The sequence below is a fragment of the Mycobacterium sp. genome (assembly GCF_052143115.1).
GTDB lineage: Bacteria > Actinomycetota > Actinomycetes > Mycobacteriales > Mycobacteriaceae > Mycobacterium.
This window is the reverse complement of sequence record NZ_JBKQTQ010000213.1, coordinates 1-3,466: the sequence shown is the minus strand read 5'-3', so window position 1 is coordinate 3,466 and position 3,466 is coordinate 1. Positions and strand designations below refer to the sequence as shown.

The 3,466-nt window shown below is 62.2% G+C and carries 5 protein-coding genes and 1 pseudogene; 1 reads left to right on the top strand and 5 read right to left on the bottom strand.

Features of this window, described 5'->3' with window-relative positions; genetic code table 11:
• From ACLQI9_RS21800 to ACLQI9_RS21785, 4 genes are all read right to left on the bottom strand, one after another.
• Positions 1-134: SDR family NAD(P)-dependent oxidoreductase (locus ACLQI9_RS21800; RefSeq protein ID WP_442392171.1), on the bottom strand; the 134-nt coding region annotated here is incomplete at its 3' end.
• An 11-nt stretch (positions 135-145) separates the two neighbouring features.
• Entirely contained in the window at positions 146-1,216 is a 1,071-nt protein-coding gene (locus ACLQI9_RS21795) for a TIGR03857 family LLM class F420-dependent oxidoreductase (RefSeq protein ID WP_442392170.1), read from the bottom strand.
• Positions 1,180-1,563 carry a nuclear transport factor 2 family protein gene (locus ACLQI9_RS21790; RefSeq protein WP_442382759.1) on the bottom strand — a complete coding sequence of 128 codons (384 nt, stop codon included), beginning with the start codon at positions 1,561-1,563 and terminating at the stop codon, positions 1,180-1,182. The genes ACLQI9_RS21795 and ACLQI9_RS21790 overlap by 37 nt, the downstream gene beginning before the upstream one ends.
• Entirely contained in the window at positions 1,560-2,645 is a 1,086-nt protein-coding gene (locus ACLQI9_RS21785) for a phosphotransferase (RefSeq protein WP_442392169.1), read from the bottom strand. Before ACLQI9_RS21785 ends, ACLQI9_RS21790 begins: the two co-directional genes overlap by 4 nt.
• A 64-nt stretch (positions 2,646-2,709) precedes the next feature.
• On the opposite strand from ACLQI9_RS21785, the gene ACLQI9_RS21780 reads away from it, so the two are divergent.
• Complete coding sequence (locus ACLQI9_RS21780) at positions 2,710-3,351, top strand: TetR/AcrR family transcriptional regulator (protein ID WP_442382761.1); 642 nt, start codon at positions 2,710-2,712, stop codon at positions 3,349-3,351.
• On the opposite strand, the pseudogene ACLQI9_RS21775 reads toward ACLQI9_RS21780, so the two are convergent.
• A pseudogene (locus ACLQI9_RS21775) lies at positions 3,296-3,466 on the bottom strand (alpha/beta hydrolase); the annotation flags it as partial. The gene ACLQI9_RS21780 and the pseudogene ACLQI9_RS21775 overlap by 56 nt on opposite strands.

Genomic DNA, 3,466 nt, shown 5'->3' with positions numbered 1-3,466 from the left:
TTCAAGCCTTCGACGTTGACGTCGACCCCGACAACCTTCGCCCCACCGGCAGCACACTTTTCCGAAATCAGCTTGCCGAAGCCGCTGGCTGCGCCGGTCACGATAATGACCTTGTCCTTCAAGTACTGCGACATACCTTTTCCTATCAGGTCGCCCGGTATGTCGCGACTATAGGCTCGAGTTCGTCGGGGGTCGCGCCGTGCATGATCACCGCGTCGGCCCCGTAGCCGAATTCCTTGCGAATGCGTGCCACACAATGCGCGGCCGACCCGGTCGCCGACGGTTCGAGCCACTCGTCGGGAATCAACGTGGCGATGTGCTCGATCTGCTCGGGGGTGGCCTTGTGGTCGATCCCGCCGGCGATCGAGGTCACCACGGAATCCGCCCGGAACCGTTGCAGGACAGCCGGATCCCAGTTATTGGTTTGCACCATCAGATCGCCATACCCCTGCAGGTAGGTGGCCAGACGCGCGACGGTTTTCTTCAGTCGCAGCTGTTCGGGCAGGTGATCGCCAACCGTGGCGAAACACGACCACACCCGCACGCTGTCCGCGTCGCGGCCCGCTTTTTCCGCCGCCGTTTTGACGGTTTTGACGCAGCGCTGCAACGTCTCCGGGGTGAAATAAGTGTGCAGGATGACGTCGTCGAAAACACGGCCCCCAAGCGCAAGCGTGTTAGGCCCGAAAGCCACCAGCGCCAGTCGGATGTCTTCGTTGAAGTCCGGGTCGAGAAAGAGTATGGGGTACTTGCCCATCGGCCCGTCGTGGTTGAAGACCACCTCGCCGTGCCACAGTCGGCGCATGACCTGAGCCCAATCCTCCATCTGCGCGGTCGTCACCGCCGGTATGCCGAATGCTCGGTAGATCGCCGCGATACCACGGCCGATGCCCAGCGTGAACCGCCCGCCGGAAAGCCGATGCATGGTAGTCGCCCACGATCCGGTGATCAGCGGGTGACGGGTGTTGTGATTGGTTGCGGCGGTGGCGATCTGCATCCGATCGGTGACAGCGCACGCGGCACCGACCAGAGACGATGCTTCTTTGACGTTCCACCGCTCGGAGATGAATGCGGTGCCAAAGCCCAACTCCTCGCCCCGACGCGCCTCGTCCATCAGGGTCGCCGGGCCCTCGCCACCGGCTCCGGCCAGTAGGTAATAACCCAATTCGTCGAGTGTCTTGGTCAACTCCAAACTCCTTGCTTGTAGCCACAATTCCAGACTTCGGTGATCTTCCCGGCGACGACGCGGAAGATCTCCATGCTGCCGACGTCAACATTGGTGCCATCCTTGAGCGTCATCGGAGACTGGTAGACGATGGCGACGTGTTCGCCATCGTCACCGGCAACCACCAGGTTCAGGTCGAATCTGATGGCCTCGAACATGGCCCAGTGATCGATGATGCGGTTGACTGCCTCCTCGTTCGTGAGCAGTGTCGCCTCACCCACCTCATGCCGGGTGACTGTGTCGCCGATCAACTCCTCGGCGAGCGCGAAGTCGCGCTCGTTCCAGACCACCAGGTTGTACAGCTCGACCACGTCGCGGGCGGTGCGGGGTGAGGTGCTCATTCAAACACCTCAGTTGCGTCCAGGTCGTCGATCGCAGCCACCGCCCGTTCGGTTAGCTTCAGGCATAAGGCGCGTGAGCGTTCCGGCATCGTGTCCCAACCGACCAGGGTGATGACGGGGAGGAGCATGAGATAGGCGACCGCGAAGCGGTAGTGCCGCCACGCCTCGTCGAACGAATAATCGGTGACACCGTTGTCGGCGAGCCGAGCGAGGTATTCGCGCACCAGCTGCTCATCGTGTCCGCGACGCACGTCGGTGGGCAAGCCTTGGCTGGTCAGGTAAGCGACGTCGGCCGCACCGGCACCCCGGGATGCGAACTGGAAATCGACAATCTTCAGCGAGTCGCCATCGAAGAACATGTTGTCGGCCCTGATATCCCCGTGCAACAACATCGGCCGTACCGTCAAGGCGGCCAGCGCTTTTGGGGCTAGCTCAACGAACCGCTCGGCATACTTTGCCACCGCGGCGGGAACCGCCACCGCTGACTTATCGCGGTACACGCGCCACCCGAAATCGAACGCGGGATGCAGTATTTCGCGAGCGATCGGCGTGTCAAGGCTCGGAAACGCGTCTAGTGCCGCGGCGTCGGCAGCGGTGACCGACCAGGCGTGCATGCCGGCCAACTGCTCGATGCACAACCGGGCCCGATGCATTGACAGCCCCGCCAGATGATCGGCATTGTCCCAATCCCGCAGGTCCTCGAGAACCAGCACGAAATCCACTGATTCCTCAGCCATCCCGGCGGCGTATACATGCGGTGTCGCTATCGGTGCCCTGCCCGCGACGTATCGGTAAAACAACAACTCCCGCCGATAGCCGCCCAGCATGTCCATCGCCCACCGAGCCTCGGATTGGGCGGCCAATTTGACGATCACCGTCGACGGCACGCCGGGGTCGCCCGTCAAATGGAGCCGGTACAGCAGCGACGAGAATCCGGTGTCTTGTGCTATCTGTTCAACGCGAATGGCATTGATGGTCAGCGATTTCGGTGCGACGCCGTCTGCGCGCAGCGCTTCGCTGAGCCACCCGGCAGTCACCTCGTCGATTGCGCGGGGCACGCGCCCTTCGGCCAGTGTCACCATCGAGCTCCTGAAGATATTTGATGATGAACAACTAACATAGTTGTCGAGCGTCTAAAATGCAACCGTGCCTTCCCCAGTACGCGGGCTCACCCAACCGGAGCGGGTGAAGTTGTCGAGTCGACGGCTGCTGCACGCCGCGGCCGAGTTGATCGTGGAGAAGGGCTGGGAAGCAACCACGGCCGCAGAGATCGGTCGTCGCGCGGGATACAGCCGCGCCATGGTCCACGCCAGGTACGGCAGCAAGGACGCCATCCTCGAAGCGTTCCTTGGCGAGTATGTGAAGCGGCTCAACCCAGATCCGGATGCCAGCGTGACCGGCATACAGCAGGTGCTCGCTCACTTCGACCGGATTCAGGAAATCCATGCTGAAGACCGCGAACTCCTGCGGGCGATGTTCGTCGCCACTTTCGAGGCGGTAAAGACGACGTCGCCCTTGCGCGATCGGATCCAAACTCAACTCATGAGCGGCGCAGTCAAGGTTGAGGCGGGACTGCGTAACGGCATTGCGGACGGCTCGGTCCGATCCGACATTGACATCGATGCTGCCGTTAAGGACATCACCGCAGCGGTGTTCGGCATCGCATTTCAGTGGGTCGCCGTACCCCAAGCTCATGACCTCGATGACGAGCTGAACTGCGTTCGCTCCAGGATCATTCGGCAGTACGGCTCTGCACCTGCTCGACGTCGCGCAGGAATCGCTCGGTAACTCGCTGCACACGCCGGGAGAACACGTGGCCGACGTGGCCGCCGTCGTACCAGTACAGTTGGCCGCCCCAGCGCTCCTGCAAGGCAATCGCGGGCTCGCGCATCGCCATCCGGTC